Origin of the sequence: Lentzea sp. NPDC051213, from assembly GCF_044455585.1 — a bacterium.
GTDB lineage: Bacteria > Actinomycetota > Actinomycetes > Mycobacteriales > Pseudonocardiaceae > Lentzea.
Genome location: NZ_JBITEX010000002.1, coordinates 1,008,975 through 1,030,521, shown reverse-complemented (window position 1 = coordinate 1,030,521; position 21,547 = coordinate 1,008,975). Strand labels below are relative to the sequence as shown.

Annotated in this window: 20 protein-coding genes; 17 read left to right on the top strand and 3 right to left on the bottom strand. The window is 69.5% G+C overall.

From position 1 onward, the window contains the following. Positions 1-160 precede the first annotated feature (160 nt). The 5 genes from ACIA8G_RS11515 to ACIA8G_RS11495 are packed head-to-tail and all read left to right on the top strand — an operon-like array spanning position 161 to position 5,649. Positions 161-1,444: an extracellular solute-binding protein gene (locus ACIA8G_RS11515; protein WP_396418291.1), complete on the top strand. Its 1,284-nt coding sequence runs from the start codon at positions 161-163 to the stop codon at positions 1,442-1,444. Continuing rightward, positions 1,441-2,418: a carbohydrate ABC transporter permease gene (locus ACIA8G_RS11510; protein ID WP_396418290.1), complete on the top strand. Its 978-nt coding sequence runs from the start codon at positions 1,441-1,443 to the stop codon at positions 2,416-2,418. Before ACIA8G_RS11515 ends, ACIA8G_RS11510 begins: the two co-directional genes overlap by 4 nt. Next, entirely contained in the window at positions 2,418-3,248 is an 831-nt protein-coding gene (locus ACIA8G_RS11505; protein ID WP_396418289.1) for a carbohydrate ABC transporter permease, read from the top strand. The genes ACIA8G_RS11510 and ACIA8G_RS11505 overlap by 1 nt, the downstream gene beginning before the upstream one ends. Continuing rightward, a complete protein-coding gene (locus ACIA8G_RS11500) occupies positions 3,245-4,630 on the top strand; it encodes a GH1 family beta-glucosidase (RefSeq protein ID WP_396418288.1) in 1,386 nt (461 codons plus the stop codon). The genes ACIA8G_RS11505 and ACIA8G_RS11500 overlap by 4 nt, the downstream gene beginning before the upstream one ends. Next, the gene (locus ACIA8G_RS11495) at positions 4,627-5,649 is read left to right on the top strand and encodes a LacI family DNA-binding transcriptional regulator (protein ID WP_396418287.1); all 1,023 of its coding nucleotides are present in this window, start codon (positions 4,627-4,629) and stop codon (positions 5,647-5,649) included. Before ACIA8G_RS11500 ends, ACIA8G_RS11495 begins: the two co-directional genes overlap by 4 nt. Positions 5,650-5,652: 3 nt before the next feature. On the opposite strand, the gene ACIA8G_RS11490 is transcribed toward ACIA8G_RS11495, so the two are convergent. Beyond that, positions 5,653-6,045 (bottom strand): hypothetical protein, encoded by a 393-nt coding sequence (locus tag ACIA8G_RS11490; protein ID WP_396418286.1) that lies wholly within the window; start codon positions 6,043-6,045, stop codon positions 5,653-5,655. Between the two features lie 126 nt (positions 6,046-6,171). Here ACIA8G_RS11490 and ACIA8G_RS11485 point away from each other — a divergent pair, with 126 nt between their 5' ends. From ACIA8G_RS11485 to ACIA8G_RS11460, 6 genes are all read left to right on the top strand, one after another. Then, complete coding sequence (locus ACIA8G_RS11485; protein WP_396418285.1) at positions 6,172-7,092, top strand: MBL fold metallo-hydrolase; 921 nt, start codon at positions 6,172-6,174, stop codon at positions 7,090-7,092. Positions 7,093-7,209: 117 nt separating this feature from the next. Continuing rightward, entirely contained in the window at positions 7,210-9,936 is a 2,727-nt protein-coding gene (locus ACIA8G_RS11480) for a BTAD domain-containing putative transcriptional regulator (protein WP_396418284.1), read from the top strand. An 81-nt stretch (positions 9,937-10,017) separates the two neighbouring features. Next, on the top strand, positions 10,018-10,467 hold the full coding sequence (locus tag ACIA8G_RS11475; protein WP_396418283.1) for a hypothetical protein: 450 nt from the start codon (positions 10,018-10,020) through the stop codon (positions 10,465-10,467). 50 nt (positions 10,468-10,517) lie between these two features. Then, on the top strand, positions 10,518-11,588 hold the full coding sequence (locus ACIA8G_RS11470) for a FecCD family ABC transporter permease (RefSeq protein WP_396418282.1): 1,071 nt from the start codon (positions 10,518-10,520) through the stop codon (positions 11,586-11,588). Further along, the gene (locus ACIA8G_RS11465; protein WP_396418281.1) at positions 11,585-12,652 is read left to right on the top strand and encodes a FecCD family ABC transporter permease; all 1,068 of its coding nucleotides are present in this window, start codon (positions 11,585-11,587) and stop codon (positions 12,650-12,652) included. The genes ACIA8G_RS11470 and ACIA8G_RS11465 overlap by 4 nt, the downstream gene beginning before the upstream one ends. Before the next feature lie 130 nt (positions 12,653-12,782). Further along, the gene (locus ACIA8G_RS11460) at positions 12,783-14,336 is read left to right on the top strand and encodes a purine-cytosine permease family protein (RefSeq protein WP_396418280.1); all 1,554 of its coding nucleotides are present in this window, start codon (positions 12,783-12,785) and stop codon (positions 14,334-14,336) included. Here ACIA8G_RS11460 and ACIA8G_RS11455 read toward each other — a convergent pair. Then, the gene (locus ACIA8G_RS11455; RefSeq protein ID WP_396418279.1) at positions 14,314-15,369 is read right to left on the bottom strand and encodes an NAD(P)-dependent alcohol dehydrogenase; all 1,056 of its coding nucleotides are present in this window, start codon (positions 15,367-15,369) and stop codon (positions 14,314-14,316) included. The genes ACIA8G_RS11460 and ACIA8G_RS11455 overlap by 23 nt on opposite strands. A gap of 172 nt (positions 15,370-15,541) precedes the next feature. On the opposite strand from ACIA8G_RS11455, the gene ACIA8G_RS11450 reads away from it, so the two are divergent. Continuing rightward, a complete protein-coding gene (locus ACIA8G_RS11450) occupies positions 15,542-16,045 on the top strand; it encodes an AAA family ATPase (protein WP_396418278.1) in 504 nt (167 codons plus the stop codon). Between the two features lie 81 nt (positions 16,046-16,126). Here the strand turns inward: ACIA8G_RS11450 and ACIA8G_RS11445 are convergent, their stop codons facing one another. Next, entirely contained in the window at positions 16,127-16,699 is a 573-nt protein-coding gene (locus ACIA8G_RS11445; RefSeq protein WP_396418277.1) for a hypothetical protein, read from the bottom strand. A gap of 101 nt (positions 16,700-16,800) precedes the next feature. Here ACIA8G_RS11445 and ACIA8G_RS11440 point away from each other — a divergent pair, with 101 nt between their 5' ends. The 5 genes from ACIA8G_RS11440 to ACIA8G_RS11420 all read left to right on the top strand — a co-directional run bounded on the left by ACIA8G_RS11440 (position 16,801) and on the right by ACIA8G_RS11420 (position 21,531). After that, positions 16,801-17,238, top strand: coding sequence for an Hsp20/alpha crystallin family protein (locus tag ACIA8G_RS11440; protein ID WP_396418276.1), 438 nt, complete (start codon positions 16,801-16,803; stop codon positions 17,236-17,238). 12 nt (positions 17,239-17,250) lie between these two features. Further along, entirely contained in the window at positions 17,251-17,508 is a 258-nt protein-coding gene (locus tag ACIA8G_RS11435; protein ID WP_396418275.1) for a hypothetical protein, read from the top strand. A gap of 224 nt (positions 17,509-17,732) precedes the next feature. Further along, on the top strand, positions 17,733-18,566 hold the full coding sequence (locus tag ACIA8G_RS11430) for an ABC transporter ATP-binding protein (protein WP_396418274.1): 834 nt from the start codon (positions 17,733-17,735) through the stop codon (positions 18,564-18,566). Positions 18,567-18,670: 104 nt separating this feature from the next. Next, positions 18,671-19,699, top strand: a complete 1,029-nt coding sequence (locus tag ACIA8G_RS11425; RefSeq protein WP_396418273.1) for an iron-siderophore ABC transporter substrate-binding protein — start codon at positions 18,671-18,673, stop codon at positions 19,697-19,699. Positions 19,700-19,734: 35 nt separating this feature from the next. After that, positions 19,735-21,531: an ABC transporter ATP-binding protein gene (locus ACIA8G_RS11420; protein WP_396418272.1), complete on the top strand. Its 1,797-nt coding sequence runs from the start codon at positions 19,735-19,737 to the stop codon at positions 21,529-21,531. Positions 21,532-21,547 lie beyond the last annotated feature (16 nt).

The window sequence follows — 21,547 nt, the reverse complement described above, 5'->3', positions numbered from 1 at the left end:
GAGCGTTCCCAGTATTTGCCGAGGAGCATCCGCTCTCTATCGACCTCACCGCTGGTCACAAGCCGGTCAAGAGTCCTTGACACTCCACAGCGAGCGGGATCACACTTCACCGGCCTGGGAGCGCTCCCAGAATCGCCGCCGAGACCAGAGGAGTTCTCACGTGGGTCCCCATCGCTGGGTCAGCGTGCTGGTGTGCACAGTCGCGTCCGCCGCCGCCCTCACCGCCTGCGGTTCGGGCGGTGCGTCCAACCAGACCGCCGACGGCAAGACCGAGCTGACCGTCGCCACGTTCAACGAGTTCGGCTACGAGGATCTGTTCACGGAGTACGAGGCCGCGCACTCCGACATCAAGATCACGCAGCGCAAGACCGGTCAGGGTGCGCCGCACCACCAGAACCTGTTCACCAAGCTCGGCGCCGGTTCCGGTTTGGCGGACGTCGAGGCCGTCGAGGAGGGATACCTCAGCCAGGTCATGGACAAGGCCGGCCAGTTCAACGACCTCAAGGAGATCGGCCCCGGCGTCGACGGCCGGTGGCTGAGCTGGAAGACCGCGGCCGCCACCTCCAAGGACGGCAAGCTCATCGGCTACGGCACCGACATCGGGCCGCTGGCGATGTGCTACCGCAAGGACCTGCTCGAGAAGGCCGGCCTGCCGTCCGACCCGGCCGCGGTGAAGTCGCTGTTCGCCAGCTGGGACAGCTACTTCGCCACCGGTGACCAGTTCGTCGCGAAGGTTCCCGGCGTCGCGTGGTTCGACAGCGCCGCGCAGATCTTCAACGCCATGCACAACCAGCACGAGGTCGGCTACTTCGACAAGAGCGACACGCTGGTCGTCGAGTCGAACAAGGCCATCTTGGGCGACTGGAACGCCGTGACGGCCGCGGTCGCCAAGGGCCAGTCGGCGAAGCTGGTGGCCTGGAGCAACGAGTGGAACACGGGCTTCAAGCTCGGCACGTTCGCCACCAAGACGTGCCCGTCGTGGATGCTCGGCGTGATCGAGGCGCAGGCAGGGCCGGAGAACAAGGGCAAGTGGGCCGTGACCGAGGCGTTCCCGAACGGTGGCGGCAACTGGGGCGGTTCATACCTGACCGTGCCGAAGCAGGGCAAGAACGCGAAGAAGGCCGCCGAGCTGGCAGCCTGGCTGACCGCGCCCGAGCAGCAGATCAAGGCGTTCAAGGCGAAGGGCACGTTCCCGAGCCAGGTCAAGGCGCTGGAGGACCCCGCGCTGCTCGACTCGGCCAACGCCTACTTCGGTGACGTCAAGGCGGGTGCGCTGTTCGCCGCGCAGGCCAAGAAGGTCGCGGCGGCGCAGTACAAGGGCCCGAAGGACGGCCAGATCCAGGAGAACGTGTTCAGCCCGGCCCTCCAGTCGGTCGAGCAGGGCAAGGCCCCGGACGAGGCGTGGAAGACCGCGGTCGAGGGCGCGCAGAAGGCGGCCAAGTGACCGTCGTTCTCACCAAGGGGGTGGACCGCGAGCGGGTCGAGGAGGCTCGCCCGCGGTCCCCGCTGCGGCACCGGCTGTCCAAACTGGACACCAAGGTGTCGCCCTATCTCTTCGTCGCGCCGTTCTTCGTCCTGTTCGGCGCGATCGGACTGTTCCCGCTTCTCTACACCGCGTACGTGTCGCTGTTCGACTGGGAGCTCGGCGCGGATGAGCACACGTTCGTCGGCCTCGGCAACTACTCGACCCTGTTGAGCGACAACCAGTTCTGGAACGCGCTGTTCAACACGTTCAGCATCTTCGTGCTGTCCAGCGGCCCGCAGATCGTCGTCGCGGTGCTGCTGGCGGCGTTGCTGAACGCCAACCTCCGCGCCCGCACGGCGTGGCGGATGGGTGTGCTGCTCCCCTACGTCGCGAGCCTCGTCGCACTGACGATCATCTTCGGCAACCTGTTCGGGCCGCAGTACGGGCTCGTCAACGAGGTGCTCACCGCGATCGGCGTCCCGGCGATCGACTGGCAGGCCGACACGTTCGGCAGCCACATCGCCATCGCCTCGATGGTCAACTGGCGGTGGACCGGCTACAACGCGCTGATCGTCCTCGCCGCGATGCAGGCGATCCCGCGCGAGGTCGACGAAGCGGCGCGCGTCGACGGCGCCGGTCCGATCCGGCGGTTCGTCAGCATCACGCTGCCGATGCTGCGCCCGACGATCATCTTCGTCGTGGTCACGTCGACCATCGGCGGACTGCAGATCTTCACCGAGCCGAAGCTGTTCGACCAGTCCGGCGGCAGCGGCGGTGGCGCCGAGCACCAGTACCAGACCGTCGTGCTGTACCTGTACCAGTCCGCGTTCCAGGGCCTCGAGCTCGGCTACTCCTCCGCCATCGCCTGGGCGCTGTTCCTGGTCGTCATCGCGATCGCGGGGATCAACTTCCTGCTCACCAGGCGGCTCGCCGGAACGGGGGACGGAAAGTGATGACCCGCAAGAAGGTCAGGGACCGTCCGTCCTTTGTGGTGTACGGGTTGCTGGGCGCGTTCATCCTCGGCTCGGCGTTCCCGTTCTACTGGTCCTACCTCGTCGCCAGCCGCGACAACAGCGTGCTGACCGGTGACTTCACCCTGGTTCCCGGGGGGAACTTCTGGTCGAACGCGCTGCGCGTGTTCGACACCATCCCGTTCTGGAAGGCGCTGGGCAACAGCTTCATCGTCGCGGGCACCGTCACGTTCTCGGTGGTGCTGCTGTCCGCACTGGCCGGCTTCGCGTTCGCCAAACTGCGGTTCCGCGGCCGCGGTGCGCTGTTCCTGTTCGTCGTGGCCACGCTGGCCGTGCCGACGCAGCTCGGCATCATCCCGCTCTACATGGCGATGGCCGAGTTCGGCTGGGCCGGCGACCTCGAGGCCGTGATCGTGCCCAACCTCGTCACCGCGTTCGGGGTGTTCTGGATGCGCCAGTACATCGTCGACGCGGTGCCGGACGAACTGGTCGAGGCGGCGCGGATGGACGGGTGCAGCCTGTGGCGCACCTTCTGGCACGTCGGACTGCCCGCCGTGCGACCGGCCGCCGCGATGCTCGGCGTGTTCACGTTCATGCAGGCCTGGAACGACTTCCTGTGGCCGCTCGTCGTGCTCAACGCCGACAACCCGACGATGCAGGTCGCGCTGGAGAAGCTGCAGAGCGGCTACTACGTCGACTACTCGCTCGTGCTGGCCGGCACCACCCTCGCCACGGTGCCGGTGCTGATCGTTTTCCTCGTGCTCGGGCGGCAGATCGTCGCCGGCATCATGCAAGGCGCGGTGAAGGGATGAAGGTGGAGAAGATCGCATTCCCGCAGAGGTTCCTCTGGGGTGCCGCCACCGCGGCGTTTCAGGTGGAAGGCGCGACCGGGGTCGACGGCCGCACCGACTCGATCTGGGACACGTTCTGCCGGATTCCGGGGGCGGTGGTCGGAGGCGACAACGGCGAGCCGGCCGCCGACCACTACCGGCGGTTCGAGCAGGACGTGCGGATGATGGCCGACCTCGGGCTCGGCGCCTACCGGTTCTCGATCGCGTGGCCGCGGGTGCGACCCGACGGCGGCGCGGTCAACCAGGCCGGGCTCGACTTCTACCAGCGCCTCGTGGACACGTTGCTGGAACACGGAATCGCGCCGTGGCCGACGCTCTACCACTGGGACCTGCCGCAGAAGCTCGAGGACGCGGGTGGCTGGGCGGCGCGCGACACCGCTTTCCGGTTCGCCGACTACGCCGCCACCGCCGTCGAGGCCCTCGGTGACCGCATCACCACGTGGACCACGATGAACGAGCCGTGGTGCTCCGCCTTCCTCGGCTACGCGGCCGGGATTCACGCGCCAGGGCGAGCCGAGCCCGAGGCGGCCGTCGCAGCCGTGCACCACCTGTTGCTCGGCCACGGTCTCGCGGCCGAGGCGATCCGCGCCGCCAACTCCCACACGCGCGTGGGCATCACGCTCAACATGTACCCGATCATCCCCGCCGACCCCGCCGCTCCCGGCGACCAGGACGTCGCACGACGGCTGGACGGGTTGCAACAGCGCATCTTCCTCGACCCCCTGTTCCGCGGCGAGTACCCGGCCGACGTCGTAGAGGACCTCGAGCCCTTCGGTTTCGCCGCGAACGTGCGCGACGGCGACCTCGGCGTCATCTCGGCCCCGATCGACATGCTGGGCGTCAACTACTACACCGAGCACTACGTCAGCGCCTCGCCGAACGGAGCCTCCTCCGCCGCGTCACCGTGGGTGGGTGTCGACCAGCTCTCGTTCCCCCGCAGGGACTTCCCGCTCACCGACATGGGCTGGGAGGTCCGGCCGGACGGGCTGACGTCGGTGCTGCTGCGGCTGCACGAGCAGTACCCGCGGGTGCCGCTCTACATCACGGAGAACGGCGCGGCCTTCCGCGACGAGCTCGACTCCGACAGCGCGATCCTGGACGTGGACCGCACGTCCTACATCGAGTCGCACCTGCGTGCCGCGCACGACGCGATCGAGGCGGGCGTGGACCTGCGCGGGTACTTCTGCTGGTCGTTGCTGGACAACTTCGAGTGGGCGGAGGGGTACGCGAAGCGGTTCGGCATCGTCCACGTCGACTACGAGACCCAGGTCCGGACACCCAAGATGAGTGCCAGGTGGTTCTCCCAGGTGGCGCGCGACAACGCACTCGTCGCCGTGCCATGACCGACGGCACCGGCCGGCGCCCCGGCCCGCGCATCGAGGAGGTCGCGCGCGTGGCCGGGGTGTCGAAGTCCACCGTCTCGCGCGTGATCAACGGCGAGCAGTACGTCAGTGCGCGGGCACGCGACGCCGTGCACCGGGCGGTGGAACTCCTCGGCTACAGCCCCAACCACGCCGCGCGGACACTCGCGGGCAGCAAGGCGAACGCGATCGCGCTGGTGGTGTCCGAACAGGGCAGCCGCGTGCTCGCCGACCCGTTCTTCGCGGGTGTGCTGCGCGGCGTGCACACCGAGCTCACCGGGCGGCGCATCCAGCTGTTGCTCATGATGAGCGCGTCCCACGACCACCACGACCTGGTGGGCTATCTCAGCGGCGGGCACGTCGACGGCGCGCTCGTGGTGAGCCTGCACGGGGCGGATCCCCTGCCGCGAATGCTGCACGACTGCGGGGTGCCGCTGGTGGTGGGGGGACGTCCGCTCGCCGGTAACGGCGACGTGCCGTTCGTGGACTCCGACAACTTCACCGGCGCGATGCTGGCCGCGCGCCACCTCGCCGACCTGGGGCGTCAGCGGATCGCGACGATCGCGGGCCCGAAGGACATGGCGGTGGGCATGGACCGGCTCAGCGGGTGGCGGCGAGCTCTCGGAGAGCGGCGGCTGCCCACCGACCTGGTGGTGCACAGCGACTTCACGCCGGAGAGCGGTGCACGGGCGATGGCCGGGCTGCTGACACGGGCACCGGATCTCGACGCCGTGTTCGTCGCAGCGGACATCATGGCGCTGGGTGCGCTGCAGGTGCTGCACTCGAGCGGCAGGAGGATCCCCGAGGACGTGGCCGTCGTCGGGTTCGACGACTCGGTGATGGCCGCGACGGCGGTACCGCCGCTCACCACCGTGCGGCAGGACGTCGAGCAGCTGGGCCGGACGATGACGTGGCGGCTCCTCGCCGGGCTCGCCGGCGAGGAAGGCCTGCCGCCCTCGGTGTTGCTGCCGACGTCACTGGTGCTGCGCGCGAGTGCCTGACCGTCAGAACTGGTCGTTCTTCGTCAGCTCGTGTTCCAGCGCGTCCGCGCGGCCGACCAGAAGGGTGAGCGGACGCTCGAACTCCTCCCGGACGCTCAGATCCTCGAGCGGAACCGTGTGCTTGAGCAGCGCGAGACCGTCCACCACGGCCGCGCCACCGATCGTCGGCTCCCCCGCCAGTTCGAGCAGCCGACGGAGATCGATCTCGTCGGCCCGGCCGACCGGGGAGGAGATCTCGAGCCAGGCCGCACCCTCCAGGTCCGGCAGGTGGTGCACCGCGACCTGCTGGGTCCGCTCCGCCCCGATGTCCAGGCGGAAACGCAACCAGTCGTCCGTCTCCTCCAGCACCTCGTGCCGCAGTCGCACGTAGTTGACGACTTCGATCCACGACGTCATGTCAGGTTCCCCGCCCTCGCCGCTCCGCCGATCAACACCGTAGTGCCACCGGCCGGGTTCCACGCATGCAAAACGCCGAACGGGGCGCCTCGCCCCGGCACGCCCGCCCGGAAGTAGGTTGGGATCATGACCGCAGAACCCCAGCTGCAGGAGATCGCAGACGGCGTCCACGCCTGGATCCAGCCGGACGGCACGTGGTGGATCAGCAACGCCGGCGCCGTGCACTCGGACGGCGAGGTCGTGCTCATCGACACGTGCGCGACCGCCCGCCGCACCAGGCTGTTCCTCGACGCGGTGGACAAGGCCACCGGCGGTGCCCCGATCCGCCTCGCGGTGAACACGCACCTGCACGGCGACCACGTCTACGGCAACGCGATGCTCCCGGACTCGACGGTGATCGTCGCGCAGGAGCACACCCGGCAGGGCATCCTCCACGACTTCATCCTGACCAACACCCCGCCCGCGTGGTCACCGGCGCCGGACTGGGGCTTCGACGCCGTCCGCGCACCGACGGTCTCGTTCCGCGACGAGATCACGCTGCACGCGGGCAGCAAGTCCGTGGTCGTGCGGCATCCCGGCTACGCGGCCCACACCGTCGGTGACGCGGTGGCCTGGCTGCCGGAAGAGCGCGTCCTGTTCACCGCCGACCTGGTGTTCCACCAGATCACGCCGATGATCGCGATGGGTTCGCTGACCGGCGCCCTGCGCTCGCTCGACTGGCTGGCCTCCTTCGACGCCGCCGTCGTCATTCCCGGTCACGGACCGCTGGTGCCCGGCTCGGAGTTCGCGGAGGTGCTCGCCGCCCACCGCAGGTACTACGAGCTCATCCGCGACGTGGCGGTCGCAGGCCGGGAGAAGGGCTGGACGCCGCTCGAGGCGGCGCGGGACACCGATCTCGGCGAGTTCGCCGATCTGCCCGACGCCGAACGGCTCGTGCTCAACCTGCACCGCGCGTACGCCGACGCCGACGGCACCGACATCAGCATCCCCGCCGCGCTGGGTGACGCCATCGCCTACAACGGCGGGCCGCTCGCCTGCTCGGTGTAGGGCTTGTGTCGAAGTCCCGTTCGATGGGAGTCGAGCTGGGCTTTGATGCAGGCCCAGAACGTCACTGTCGCCGGACCCGCTGCCATAGGCTGGTGAGAAGCACAGGCAGGGGGTTCGGTGGGGTCGGCGGTCGAGATCGTCCTGCTCGGCGAGGTGAGCGCGCGGCTCGGCGGTCGTCCGGTCGAGCTGGGGCCCGCCCGGCAGCGGTGCGTGCTCGCGGCACTGGCGGTCGACGTCAACAAGACCGTGTCGGTGGCGCAGCTGACCGAGCGCGTGTGGGGTGACGAGCCGCCGTCTCAGTCGCGGGCGACGCTGCACAGCTATCTGTCGCGGCTGCGCCAGGTGTTCGCCGGAACCGACGCCCTGACGCTGGACGGCCGGTCGAACGGGTACGCGCTCACCACCGACGAATGCGCGGTGGACCTCGTGCGGTTCCGCAAGTTGCGGGACGAGGCGCGCGGGCAGCGGGACGACCGGACCGTCGTACGCGTCCTCGACGAGGCGGCCGCGCTGTGGCGGGGCGAGCCGCTGACCGGGATCGGCGGCGACTGGGCGGAGCGCACCCGCGACCGGCTCGTGCGGGAACGCGACGACGCCGAGCTCGATCTCCTCGACGCGCGCCTGCGGCTGGGGCAGGGCTCCGAGCTGCTTGCGGCGATCTCCGCGCTCACCACGGCACGCCCCCTCGACGAACGCGTGACGGGGCAGCACATGCTGGCGCTCGCCCAGGCCGGCCGGGTCTCCGAGGCGCTGGAGGTGTTCCGGTCGGTCCGGGCCCGGTTCGTCGCGGAGCTCGGCACCGAACCCGGCGCGGAACTGCGCAGAGTGCACGAGCAGCTGCTGCTGGGCGAAGAAGTGGTGGCGGTCGGGGTGCCCAGGCAGCTGCCGTCGGCGCCCGCGCAGTTCGTCGGGCGCCACCAGGACCTGGCCGAGCTGGACACCGCGATGCGCACGGTCGGGGTCGCCGCCATCGCCGGTGCGGGCGGCATGGGCAAGACGTGGCTCGCGCTGCATTGGGCGCACCGCAACCTGCATCTCTTCCCGGACGGCCAGCTGTTCGTGGACCTGCGCGGGTTCAGCCCCGACGAGAGGCCGATGGAGCCGGACGTCGCGATCCGCGGGTTCCTGCACGCGCTCGGCCTCGACGCGAACCGCATCCCGGCCGATCCGCACGCACGCACAACGTTGTTCCGCGGCCTGACGGCGGGTCGGCGGCTGCTGGTGGTCGTCGACAACGCGGTCGACGCCGCACAGGTCGTGCCGATCCTCCCCGGCGGCGACACCTGCCGGGTGCTGGTCACCAGTCGCAACCGCCTGCACGGGCTGGTCACCGCGCACGGTGCCCGGCCGGTCGGGCTGGAGGTGCTGGCCGACGACGACGCGACCGCGTTGCTGGCCAACAGGATCGGCGCGACCAGGCTGGACGCCGAACCGCTCGCCGTGGCCCGGCTGGTCGACCTGTGCGGCGGGTTGCCGCTGGCGTTGAGCATCGTCAGCGCGCGGGTCCTCACCGAACCGGAGCTGTCGCTGGCCGCCATCGCCCGGCAGCTCGAGGAGCTCGGGCTCGGCGCGCTCGACGCGGACCCGAGCGTGAGCGTCCCGGTCGTGCTCTCCTGGTCGTACCGCGCGCTGTCCGACCGGCAGCGGGAGATGTTCGCCCTGCTCGGGATCGCGCCCGGCGAGGACATCGGCCTGCCGGCCGCGGCGAGCCTCGCCGGAGTGTCCACTGAGGACGCACGGAGCACGTTGCGGTCGCTGGAACAAGCCTCGCTGGTGACGATCGACGCCGGTTCCCGCACCCGGATGCACGACCTGGTGCGGGCCTACGCCGCGGAGAAGGCCAAGCAGGCCGACCACGAAGAGGCGCTGCGCAGGCTCGTCGACCACCACGCGCACACCGCCCACGCGAACGACCGCCTGATCGACCCGCACCGGCCGTTGATCGATCTGCCGGTCGCGGCCCGCGGCACCGTGATGACGCAGGCCGCGGACAGGGCCGGTGCGCTGGCGTGGTTCGACGCGGACCGCGCCGCACGCCTGGCCGTCCAACAGGCCGCTGCCGCGCGCGGCTGGAACGACCGGGTCGTGCTGCTGGCCAGGGTTTCGCACGCCTACCACCAGTTGCGCGGGCACCTCGACGACGAGCTGACCATGTGGCAGACGGCCATCGACGCCGCCGACGATCCCGCGGACCGGGTGGTGGCGCACCGGATCATGGGCAGCAGCCTGGGTCAGGTGCAGCGGTTCGACGAGGCACAGCGCCACCTCGACGAGGCCCTCGCGCTGGCCGAACACGTCGGCGACCCGCTGCAACTCGGTGACACCCACGGCACGCTGGCGTGGCTGTGGGCGAGCCGGTCGCAGTTCCACCGCGCGATCGCACACGCCAAGGCCTCGCTGCCGCACTACCGCCAGGCCGGCAACCTCATGCTGCTCGCCATGGCGCACAACAACATCGGGTACTGCGCCGCGGAGATCGGCGAACTCGGCCAGGCCCGCGAGCACGCCTCGACGGCGCTGGAGATCTTCCTCGCGCTCGACGACCGGTACGGCCGCGCGACCGCGTTCGACACGCTCGGCCGGATCGAGCACCAGAGCGGCAACCACACGGAGTCGATCAAGCTCTACACGGACTCGCTGTCGATCTACCGCGAGGAGGAGGACCCGTACCACACGGCCCGCGCCCTGCGGTGCCTCGGCGATCCGCACCTCGCGCTCGGCGACCACGACGCGGCCGCCGCGGTGTGGCGGGCGGCACTTGAGCTGTTCGAGCAGCAGGGCCGGGACGAGGAGGCCGGGCAGGTGCGCGACCAGCTCGCGGGGCTGCCTCCCGGGGCGCGGTAGACCAGGGTGGTTCACGGGTGCGAAGCGGACCCGTGCCGCAGCAATCTGGCTCCAGTACGCAATGACCTAGGAGCCGAGGACATGACCACCATCACCCTGTCTCAGCACACCACGGCGACGCCGGAGCAGTTCATCGCCGGGCTCACCGACTTCGGGCCCGGCCGCGCCAGGCTCTTCCCCAACAGCACCGACGGCTACCTGAAGGTGCACGACCACGGCGACACGTTCGCCGACGTCACCGAGGGCTCGGGCGGAATCTGGGAGCGGCTGCACTACGACTGGTCGGACCCCGGCCACGTCGTGCTGACCACGGTCGATTCCAACGTGTGGGGCGGACGTTCCGGCCACACCTACACGTTCACCCGGCAGGCCGACGGGACGACGGTCGTGCGTGCCGAGGTGGTGCGCGAGGGCAAGAACCTCAAGGGGCGCCTGCTCGGTTTCGTGTTCCGGTTCGCCGGCCGGAGCGTCCTCGGTGGAGCGCTCGCCAAGACGATGAAGGCCATCGAAGCAACGGTTCCGAACACTTAGGTAAGGGTGCCCTGGGTAGCGACGGGGTGCGGGAGCTAACGTAGCCCGTCGTGAGCATCGTGGTGGAGCAACGCGGGCTGGATCCCGCACCGGCCGGAGAGGTCGCGAGCCCGCGCAGGCGACGACTGATCGGGCTGGCGTGCCTGGTGGTGCTGCTCGCCGGGGCCGCGGTGCTGTCGCTGGTCGTCGGCGCGCGGGCCCTGGCACCGGCCGAGGTGTGGCAGGGGCTCTTCGGCGATCCCGGCACCGACCAGCAGCTCACCGAGATCACCCTGATCGTGCAGACGCTGCGGGTGCCGCGCACGGTCCTCGCGATCGTGGCGGGCGTCGCGCTCGGCGTCGCGGGTGCGTTGATCCAGGGCCACACCCGCAACCCCATCGCGGACACCGGCCTGCTGGGCGTGAACTCCGGAGCCTCGTTCGCGGTGGTGCTCGCGGTCTACCTGTTCGGACTCGGGAATCCGCTGCAGTACCTGTGGTTCGCGTTCCTCGGCGCCGCGGTGGCCGGGGTGCTCGTGTTCGGCCTGTCCAGCCTGGGCCGCGGCGCGGGCAACCCGCTGACGCTCGTGCTGGCCGGGCAGGGCATCACGGTGTTCCTCGCCGCGATGACCGCCGCGGTCGCGTTGTCCGACAAGCAGTCCCTGAGCGTGCTGCGGTTCTGGAACGCGGGTTCGGTGCAGGGCGTCGGGTTCGACGTCATCGGGATCACGGCGATCTTCGTCGGCGCCGGGCTGGTGCTGGCGTTGCTCAACCTGCCGGCGCTCAACCTGCTCAACCTCGGCGACGACGTCGCGCGCGGGCTCGGCGTGAACATCGTGGCGGGCCGGACGATCGGCGTGGTGGCCGTGACGTTGCTCGCCGGTGCGGCGACGGCGGCGTGCGGGCCGATCGCGTTCCTCGGGCTGATGGTGGCGCACGTGGCGCGGTGGCTGACCGGGCCGGACTACCGCTGGCTGGTGCCGTACGCCGGGTTGCTCGGCGCGATCGTGCTGCTGCTCGGCGACATCGTGGGACGGCTGGTCGTGCGACCGGCCGAACTGCAGGCAGGCATCGTCATCGCGGTCGTCGGCGCCCCGTTCTTCGCGGCGCTTGTCTGGCTCGGGAAGTTCAGGCAGGCATGATCAAGACAGCGGAGATCGAACCCGAGATGCACGCCGGCGTCCGCATCGGCGGCTGGTCCTGGGTGTGGCGGCCGTGGATCGTGCTCGTCACGGTCGTGCTGGCGGCGATCACGTTCCTGGTGTTCTGCGTGTCGATCTCGGTCGGCGACTTCACCATCGAACTGCCCGCGGTGTTCAAGACGATCTTCGGTCAGGGCGAGCGGGTCGACGAGTTCGTGATCATGGACCTGCGGATGCCGCGGGCGCTGGTCGGCCTGATCATCGGGGTCGCGCTGGGGATCTCCGGCGCGCTGACCCAGTCGATCGCGCGCAACCCGTTGGCGAGCCCCGATGTTCTCGGCATCACCCACGGCGCCAGCGCCACGGCGGTGTTCCTCGTGACGGCGACCAGCGGCAGCGCGATCACCAGCTCGATCGGGCTGCCGGCAGCGGCGCTCGTAGGTGGGCTGCTGACCGGGTTCCTCGTCTACTTCCTGGCGTGGCGCAAGGGCATCGACGGGTTCCGGCTGATCCTCATCGGTGTCTCGGTCAGCGCGGCGATGCAGGCGGTCACGACGTGGCTGCTGGTGCTGGCGGACATCCGCGACGTCGCGCGGGCGCAGTCGTGGCTGGTCGGATCGCTGGACTCGCGCTCGTGGACCGAGGTGTGGACCGCGCTGTGGCTGGCACTCGCGCTCGTCGTGATCGTGCTGGTCACCGCCTTCCAGCTGCGCCCGATGCACTTCGGTGACGACGTCGCCGCCGGCCTGGGCGTCCGGTACTCGGCCGTCCGCGCGGTGCTCCTGTTGTGCGCGGTGCTGCTGGCCGGCGTGGCGGTCGCCGCCGCGGGCCCGGTGCCGTTCGTCGCGCTGGTCGCGCCGCAGATCACCATGCGCCTGATGCGCACCCCCGTGCCGCCGCTGCTCGCGTCCGGCCTGTTCGGCGCGCTGCTGCTGATCGGCTCGGACCTGATCGCGCGCAGCGTGCTGCCCAACGACCTGCCCGTCGGCATCGTCACGGCGATCATCGGCGGACCGTTCCTCGTCTACCTCCTGGTGCGCGCGAACGTGAAGCGCGCGGCCTGATGGGATGTTTCGTCCGATCGCGCGGCACGGATTGGACGAAACATCCAATGGTCCCGGATCTCGGCGGCTCGTAGCTTCTGTGCACCGGCCACCCCGGCTCACCACGTCATCACTGGTCGGCAGGAGCCCCATGTCCGAGCACTCCCCGCTCACCGAGGTCGAAAGTCACGGCATCGAGCGGATCCCCGACGCGGACCGCACCGCGACGCCGTTCGACCTGTTCCGCCTCGCGTTCGGCGGCGCCAACACCTTCTCCACCTGCGTGCTGGGAGCCTTTCCGATCCTGTTCGGACTGTCCTTCTGGCAGGGCCTGGCCGCCACCGTGCTCGGTGTGGTCGTCGGCGCCCTGATCCTGTGCCCGATGGCGGTCTTCGGACCCATCAACGGCACGAACAACGCGGTGTCGTCGTCAGCCCACCTGGGCGTGCACGGACGCGTGGTGGGCTCGTTCCTGTCCTTGCTCACCGCGGTGGCCTTCTTCTCGATCGCGGTCTGGAGCTCCGGCGACGCACTGGTCGGCGGCGCGCATCGGCTGTTCGGGCTGCCGCGCGACACGCTCTCCTTCGCGGCCGCGTATGCGGTATTCGCCGGCCTCGTGCTCGTCGTGTGTGTATACGGTTTCCGGTTCATGCTCTTCGTCAACAAGATCGCGGTCGTCTCGGCGACGGCGCTCTTCCTGCTCGGCGCCCTGGCCTTCGCCGGCGACTTCGACCCGTCCTACCCCGGCCTGTTCGCCACGACAGCCGATCCGGCGTTCTGGCCGGCGTTCATCGGATCAGCACTGATCGTGCTGTCGAACCCGATCTCGTTCGGCGCGTTCCTGGGCGACTGGTCGCGCTACATCCCCGCGAACACGCCACACCGCCGGGTGGTCGGTGCCGCGTTCGGCTCCCAGCTCGCCACGCTGGTGCCGTTCCTGTTCGGACTGTCGACGGCGAGCATCATCGCCACCACCGCACCGTCCTATGTAGACCCCGCGGCACCGAACTTCGTCGGCGGGCTGCTGGCGATCGCACCGCAGTGGTTCTTCCTGCCGATGTGCCTGCTCGCCCTGATCGGCGGGATGTCCACCGGCACCACCGCCCTCTACGGCACCGGCCTGGACTTCTCCTCGGTGTTCCCCCGCCTGTCCCGCGTCCAGGCGACCGCGCTCGTGGGGGCGCTGTCCATCGTCTTCATCTTCGTCGGCCGCTTCGGTTTCGACCTGGTGCGCAGCATCTCCACGTTCGCCACGATGATCGTCACCTGCACCACCCCGTGGATGATCGTGATGATGATCGGCCTGTTCACCCGGCGCGGCTGGTACGACCCGGAGGCCCTGCAGGTGTTCAACCGGCGCCAGCGCGGGGGCCGGTACTGGTTCACGCACGGCTGGAACTGGCGGGGCATGACCGCCTGGTGGGTCGCGGCGCTCGCCGGGGTGCTGTTCACGAACATCCCGGGGCAGTTCGTCGGGCCGTTCGGTGAGCTGGCGGGCGGCGTCGACATCGGGCTGCCGTTGTCGATCGGCATCGCCGCCGCGCTGTTCCTCGTGCTCCTCGCCCTCTTCCCCGAGCCCCGCGCGGCGTACGGTCCCCGCGGCCCACGTCTCGTTCGCACGACCGACACCCTCATCCTTCCGATCACCGGTTCCGCCGAGGCAGAGCGGTTCACGGTGCAGGTCAGCCGCCGGCGGGAACGATGACGGCACGGCCGGTGATCGTCCCGGCCGCCAGCCGGCGGTAGGCCTCCACGGCCTGGTCGAGCGGGAACGTTGTGGTGACGGCATCGAGCAGCCCACGTGCCGCGAGGTCGAGGACCTCTACCAGTTCGGGTCGAGTGCCCCAGAAGACGGTCTGCACCGACAGTTCTTGAGGCACACCGAAGAACGCCACCGGCAGCGTGCCGCCGGCAACGCCGATGATGGTCAGGTCGCCCATCCTCCGAGCAGCTTCCGCACCTTGTGCCAACGTCGCGTCGCTGCCCACGAAGTCCAGAATCACGTCCGCGCCACGACCATCCGTGGCCGCGCGGACGGCCTCCACCATCCCGTCCCCGGCACGCACCACGAGATCAGCGCCCGATCGCTCGGCCAGTTCGAGGGCGTCGGCACGGGGGTCCACGGCGACGACTCGTGCTGCCGTTGTCGCTTTGATGATCTGCACCGCCAGGTGCCCGAGCCCGCCGATGCCGATCACGACAGCGGTGCTCCCCGGCGCCAGCTTCGGCCAGGAGCGGCGTATCGCGTGGTACGGGGTCAGCGCGGCGTCGGTGAGAGGCGCCGCCGTGACGGGATCCAGGCCCTCGGGCAAAGGCAGGAGATGCCGGGCGTCGGGAACGAGCATGAACTCGGCCATGCCTCCGTCCATCCCCAGACCACCGCCACCGCCGGCCACCGGTGCACCAGCCGGGTTCTCGCAGTAGTTCTCGATCCCCGCACGGCAACGCACACATGCACCGCAGCCCCACGCGCCGTAGACCGCCACGGGCTGCCCGATGGCGAATCCCGCAACTCCGGCGCCGACCGCACGAACCCATCCAGCGTTCTCGTGCCCCAACGTGAACGGCGGCACCCACGGCAACACACCGGCGCCGAAGTCGTGCATCAGGTGGAGATCCGAATGACACGCTCCAGCGCCACCTATGCGAACGACCACCTGCCCAGGAGCCGGTTGCGGCTCTTCCAGCTCGACCAGTTCCGGGTCGGATCTCCACGCCATCAGCCGCAGTGCCTTCATCAGCGTCCTCCGCACCGAGTTGTACCCGCAGGACGGAGTACCACCGCCACGATCAGCGCACACGGCGAAAGCAGCACCTCTGGCAGGTTCCGGTGGATCGTCGCTGGAGATCACGGCGGCGCTCGAACGAACGCGACCTCACCCGCACGGTCGACCGTGGTACTCACGACGCATGGTCTTCGTACTTGTGGGCGGATGGCCCGGTTCCGGAAAGAGCACGCTGGCGGCAGCACTCGGACCCCAGATGGGGTTGCCGGTGCTGGCGAAGGACGAGATCAAGGAAGCGCTCGCCGGTGGGCTCGGACCGCTGTCCACCGTGGCCGAATCAAGGCGGATGGGACGAGCCGCCGTGCTGGTCGCGCTGCGGGTGGCGCTGCGCTGCCCAGGTGCGGTGGTGGACAGCACCTGGTTCGACTACACCCGGCCACTCGTGGCAGCGCTTCCGGGGCCGGTGGTGGAAGTCCGGTGCCTGGTACCACTCGCCGTCGCCAAGTCCCGCTACTACTCACGGGCCGCCGTTCGTGATCCCGGGCATCTCGACCTGGACCGCGACGAGGCCGAACTGTGGGGTGGTCCGGTGTCTCCGCTGGGCGTCGGCCGGCTCGTGGAGGTCGACACCACCGTCCCGACCGACATCCCGGCGGTCGCGGCCGAGATCCTTCGTGCAGCCCACTGATCCGCATACCTCCACCGGCGAGCTCGACCGCGTCGTCGCCGACCTCGAACCGACCTCAAGGCCGACCGGGCGGTCGACGTGTCAGGTTCCGGGCTGCTCGAGCCCTGCTCGACGATTCTGGGTGTCGCGGCGCACCTGGTCGGTCTGCGTGGTGACCGCGGCGATGCGCGCGGCCAGTGCGGGGTCCGTCGTGCGGAGTTGGTCGTGGGCGTCGGCCAGCGGGCTGAGCAACTCCGCAGCGTCGTCCTCGGAGAGCGCCCGGCGAACAGATGCGTCCACCTCGCCGACGTGTCCGGCGAGGCTGCGCAGCGAGGCGGAGTTGTCACGTGCCCACCGCGTCACCGCGCGATCGCCCGCACGCCGGTCGCGTTCCGCCTGCACCCGCTCGTCCCCGGTCGACCCGGCGAGATCGGACGGTCGCAGGCGGAGGTAGCGCCGTTCCGCGGCCTGCCGGCTGGCCACCCCCAGCGCGGGCGCCAAGTCCGCCCAGCTCGTACCGAGCTCACGTGCCGCGGCGATCAGCTGAGGCTCCCAGTCCGTCAGCTCGGCCCGCAGTTCGCGCAGCAGGACCAGCGCGGCCAGGACCTGGGTAGTGCTGAGGTCTTCGTTCGCGCACGCGGCGGCGCGGACCACCTCGTAGTCACCCACCGGCATCTTGTCATCCTTTCGACGACAATCAGGGTTGTCATCGTTCCGACGACATGTTACAACAGAGGTGCGCGTTGACAGCAGACAGAACATCGAGGAGGTGCCGGATGTTGATGCGCACTGACCCGTTCCGGGAGCTGGACCGCTTGGCGCAGCAGGTGTTCAACGGACCGGGCACGTGGACACGGCCTACGGCGATGCCGATGGACGCCTACCGCTCGGGCGACGAGTTCGTGGTGGCGTTCGACCTGCCGGGCGTGTCCGCGGAGGCGATCGAGCTGGACGTCGAGCGCAACGTGCTGACCGTGAAGGCGGAACGGCGCCCGACGATCACCGGCGACAACGTCGAGATGCAGGTCGCGGAACGACCGCTGGGCGTGTTCTCCCGCCAGCTGTTCCTCGGCGACACCCTCGACACCGAACACATCCAGGCCGCCTACGACGCAGGTGTGCTGACCCTGCGCATCCCGGTGCTGGAGAAGGCCAAGCCGCGCAAGATCGCCATCACGAACACCGAGCAGGACGTGAAGCAGATCAACGCCTGACCAGGAGTGGTCGTGGTCGCGCAGACACTGGACGAGGAGTTCCTCGCGCTGCTGTGCGAGGACGAGGAACTACTGCGCGCCGAGTTCGACGAGATCATCGAAGCGAACTGGGGGGAGCCACCGCTTCCCCCCGCACCACGCCCGCCGGTCCCGTCGACGCCGTATCGGGACGTACTCCACCAGCACTGGCGGAACCACGTCCCGATCGGCAGGCCGGCGCGGCAACGCTCCCCTCCGCAACGGAAGGCAGGTGATGCGTGGAAACGATGAGCAACAGGAGCACGTCCGGTCGACCGCTCGCACCGTCAGACCGACCCCGCGGTGGCCAGCCCAGCTGACGCCACCTGAGCGCACGGGCGCAGCGATCCGCGAGCCGCCCGGACTCCTCCACCCCCGGTGGCCCCGTACCGTCAGATCGCGGTGCGGGGCCACCTCACGTTGAACCACCGCACGGTCGGCAACTGAGGCAAACCTCAGTTAAGTAAGGTTGCCCTATGACCGCGCTGCGCAACGATGCCCCCCGACTGGGTGCCGAGGGCGTCACGGTCGGGTACGCCGACCGGGTCGTGCTCGACAACCTCGACGTCGCCATCCCGACCGGGGTGATCACCACGGTCATCGGACCCAACGGCTGCGGCAAGTCGACCCTGCTGCGCACGCTGAGCAGGCTGCTCAAGCCGCGCAAGGGCACCGTGCTGCTGGACGGGCACGACATCGCGCGGCTGCGGACCAAGGACGTCGCGAAGAAGATGGGCCTGCTCCCGCAGACCCCGATCGCGCCGGAGGGACTCACCGTCGCCGACCTGGTGGCCCGCGGCCGGCACCCGCACCAGAGCTGGGTGCGCCAGTGGTCGAGCGACGATGCGGATGTCGTCCTCAAGGCGCTGCACATGACCGGCGTGGCCGATCTCGCGCACCGGCCGGTCGACTCGCTTTCGGGCGGGCAGCGGCAGCGGGTGTGGATCTCCATGACGCTCGCCCAGGGCACCGATCTGCTGCTGCTCGACGAGCCGACCACCTACCTGGACCTCGCGCACGCGATCGACGTGATCGACCTCGTCGACGACCTGCACGAGGGCGGCTGCACGATCGTGATGGTCCTCCATGATCTGAACTTGGCCGTTCGATACAGCGACAACCTGATCGTGATGAAGTCGGGATCGATTGTCGCGCAGGGACATCCGAGCGAAGTGATCACGAGCGACCTGTTGCTGGACACGTTCGGCCTGGCGGCAAAAGTCATCGACGACCCCGTCAGCGAACGCCCGTTGATCGTGCCTATCGGTCGGACTCACGTGGTATCGAAGAGTGACCAAGCACTAGGTTAGCCTGCCCTAACCGGGTGATAAGGTTCGCCTGTCCTAATCTCCCCCCGCCGCGTGGGCAGAAGAACGAGGTGTGCCGAATGGGCGTCAACCGTGCGAGAACAGCCATGACCTGGAAGCGATTGACCGCGGTGGCAGCCGCCGTGGTCGTCGGGGCGAGCGTGCTCGCCGGGTGCGGCAACTCGCAGCCAGCCGCGGCGCCTGACGCGAACGGCTCCGGTGGGGGCACCTTCCCGGCCAAGGTCGAGCACTTCTTCGGCACGACCGAGATCAAGGAGGCGCCCAAGCGCGTCGTCTCCCTCGGTTACACCGACGACCAGACGATGCTCGCGCTGGGCACCGTGCCGGTCGGCATGGTCGACCAGTACCCGAACCCAGAGGGCAAGAGCCCCGACATCAACACCCAGTGGGCCTGGGTGAAGGACAAGTGGGGTTCGGCCAAGCCCGAGGTCGTCATGAAGAACGGCGACACCGAGCCGAACTACGAGAAGATCGCCCAGCTGCGCCCCGACCTGATCGTCGCGGTCTACTCCGAGGCCGACCAGGCCTGGTACGACAAGCTGAGCAAGATCGCTCCGACGGTCGGCCGCACCAAGGAGGAGAAGGAGCCGTTCTCCGCCAAGTGGCAGGACAACGCGCTGCAGATCGCCAAGGCGCTCGGCAAGGGTGACGAGGGCTCGAAGCTGATCAAGGGCGTCGACGACAAGATGGCCGAGGCCAAGAAGGCGAACCCGGAGTTCGCGTCCCAGACCGCCGTCGCCACCTCCTGGTACAAGGACGCCGTCGCGCCGTTCACCACGACCGACGTGCGGGGTCAGCTGCTGAGCGGGATCGGCTTCAAGGGCAACACCAAGATCGACGAGCTCGCGGGCGGCAAGTTCTACACGACGCTGTCCCCCGAGCGCATCGACCTGATCAACGTCGACCGCATCTTCGTGATCGCGGACGAGGCGGACCAGAAGTCGCTCAAGGCCTTCGAGCTGTTCGCGAACCTGCCCGCCGTCAAGGCCGGCAAGGTCTCGTGGCTGCTCGACAGCGAGGGACCGGCCATCGGTGCCGCGATGTCGCAGGCGACGCTGGCGTCTCTGCCCTACGCGATCGACGAGCTGGTGAAGTCGGCCAAGTCGGCCGGCTGACCCAGCGCTCCACCTCCACCGAAAGGTCTCCCCTCGTGACCACGAGTGTGTCCGCCGTGTCGACGAAGATCCTGCGCACGGCGACCGGGCGGGAGGCCCTTCGCTGGGTGCTCGACCACTGCCGCTCCGCTCCCGGACTGCCGATCGCCACCGTGCTGGCGACGGTGGCCGGGGCGGTGCTGCAGATCATCCCGGTGTTCCTGCTGGGCACCGTGGTGGACGGGATCGTGGCGGGGCGCGACTCGTCCCTGCTCTGGTCGGTCGGCATCGCCACGGTCGTGGCCGCGCTCGGTGGCGCGGTCATGACCTCGGTGTCGACCTACCTCATCGGCCGGGTCGGCGCGGAGATGCTGGCGCGGCTGCGGGAAGGCGCGGTTCGCGCGGTGCTCGGGATGCCGAGCGCGCGGATCGAACAGGTGGGCCGCGGTGACGTGCTGTCGCGGGTCGGCGACGACGTCGCCGTCATCTCCAAGGGATTCCGCACGGCGATCCCGACGATCTTCTCGGCCACCGTGCTGGTCGTCATCGCCACCGCCGGCATGTTCGGGCTCGACTGGCGGCTCGGCATCGCGGGCGCCTGCGCGCTGCCCGCCTACGCGCTGGCTCTGCGCTGGTACCTGCCCCGTTCGGCGCCCCTGTACCGGGCGCGGTCCGAGGCGCAGGCCGACCGCGCGCAGGCGTTGATCAGCGGACTGGACGGCATCGCGACCGTGCGCGCCTACCGCCTGGAGAACGCGTTCCGGGACCGGGTGACCGCCGAGTCGTGGCGGGTGCGCAACATCGGTATCGACGTCTTCCACTTCTTCGGCCGGTTCATCGGCAGGGAGAACCGCGCCGAGTTCATCGGTCTCGGCCTCATCATCGTCGTCGGCTATTTCCTGGTGACCAACGGGCAGTCCACGCTGGGCCAGGTTTCCGTGGCGGCGTTGTTGTTCCACCGGTTGTTCAACCCGCTCGGTCTCATCATGGCGTTCTTCGACGAGGCGCAGAAATCAGGTGCCGGGCTGACGCGTCTGGTCGGCGTGCTCAGTGAATCCGACGGTGACAAACTCGTGCGCAGCGCGGTGGCGGTCGACCCTGACGCACAACCGCTTCCGGTGTCGGTGCGCGGGCTTTCCTTCCGGTATCCCGAATCCGAGCACGACGTGCTGCAGGACATCGATCTGGAAATCCCCGCGGGCACCTCGCTCGCCCTGGTCGGCGCGACCGGTGCGGGCAAGACGACGCTGGCCGCGCTGGTGGCGGGAACCGGCACCCCGCAGACCGGCTCCGTTCACATCGGGACGGCCGATCTCGCGGAGCTCGACGAGGCAGGTGCCCGCGCGCTGGTCAGCATCCTTACCCAGGAGGCGCACGTCTTCGCCGGCCCGCTCGCCGAGGATCTCCGACTGGCCGCTCCGGAGGCCACGGACGAAGAGTTGTTGGCAGCTCTGCAGGTTGTCGGTGCGGACACGTGGGTTGAAGCGTTGCCGAACGGCGTGCGAACGGACGTCGGCGAGGGTGGTGAACGCCTCGACGTGACCAAGATCGCGCAGATCGCGCTGGCCCGGCTGGTGCTCGGCCGCTCCCCCGTCGTGGTGCTCGACGAGTCGACCGCCGAGGCGGGGAGCCAGGGCGCCGCCGCGCTCGAACGGGCCGCGTTGGCAGCATGCCGTGGCCGCACAACGCTTCTGGTCGCCCACCGGCTCACCCAGGCCATCGCGGCGGACCGCATCGCGGTCCTCGACGCGGGCCGGGTCGTGGAGCACGGCTCACACGAAGAACTTGTCGCGCGTGACGGGCGTTACGCGGCACTTTGGGCCGCATGGCGATTCGGATCCGCAAATACTTAGGTTAGGCTCACCTTCA